Source organism: Streptomyces sp. MBT65, from assembly GCF_016612545.1.
Classification (GTDB): Bacteria; Actinomycetota; Actinomycetes; order Streptomycetales; family Streptomycetaceae; genus Streptomyces.
Window position 1 is genome coordinate 1 of sequence record NZ_JAENRY010000653.1, and the last position, 1,027, is coordinate 1,027.

A 1,027-nucleotide genomic window follows, 5' to 3' on the forward strand; every position below is an offset into this window, starting at 1 on the left:
CCCCCAGACCCCCCTTCGGCCCTGAAGGGGCCTCGTCCTCAAACGCCGGACGGGCTGACTATGGGCGGCCTGCGCTGGAAAGGTGCCGGACGGGCTGGGTGGTGCGGCCTGTCTCGGAGAAGTGCCGGACGGGCTGAATCTGCGGGCCCGTGTCGGAGAGGAGCCGACAGTCCGACCCCCTCACGGCAACACCCTGCACAGCGCCTCCACCGCCCCCGTCCACGCGTGGTCCGGTGGTGTGCCGTAGCCGACGACCAGGGCGTCCAGTGGGGTGGTCTGGGCGTGTTCGTGGCGGTAGAAGGACAGGGAGTGGAGGGCGAGGCCCTGCCAGGCGGCGGCTTGGACCACGGAGTGTTCGGTGCCGGGTGGGAGGCTGAGGACGGCGTGGAAGCCGGCCGCGATGCCGGTGGCGTGGACGTCGGGGGCGTGCTGGGCGAGGGCGTCGACGAGGGTGTCACGGCGGCGGCGGTAGCGCAGGCGGGCGGCGCGGACGTGGCGGTCGTAGGCGCCCGAGGTGATGAACTCCGCGAGGGTCAACTGGTCCAGGACGCCGCAGGTGTCGATGCCGCCCTTCGCCTTCGTGACCTCGTCCATGAGTGAGGGGGGCAGGACCATCCAGGCCAGGCGGAGGCCGGGGGCGAGGGATTTGCTGGCGGTGCCGAGGTAGACGACGTGGTTGGGGTCGAGGCCCTGGAGGGCGCCGATCGGCTGGCGGTCGTAGCGGAACTCGCCGTCGTAGTCGTCCTCCAGGACCAGGCCTCCGGTGCGCCGGGCCCAGTCGACCACGGCGGAACGGCGGTCGTGGTGCAGGGGGACGCCCATGGGGAACTGGTGGGCGGGGGTGAGCAGGACGGCGGATTCGTCCGTCAACTGCCCCGGGTCCGTGCCCAGTTGGTCGAAGGGGAGCGGGTGGGTGCGCAGGCCGGCCTCGGCCAGGATCTGCCAGTGCACGGCGAGGCCGTAGGACTCCACTGCGGTCGTGTGGGCGCCGCACTCCGGGCCCGCGGCGCCCACACGACCGCAGTGG

General features: G+C 72.7%; 1 protein-coding gene. It reads right to left on the reverse strand.

Translation table 11 applies throughout. The features are described from left to right. Positions 1-180: 180 nt before the first annotated feature. Positions 181-1,027: PLP-dependent aminotransferase family protein (locus tag JHN63_RS51350; protein WP_200691984.1), on the reverse strand; the 847-nt coding region annotated here is incomplete at its 5' end.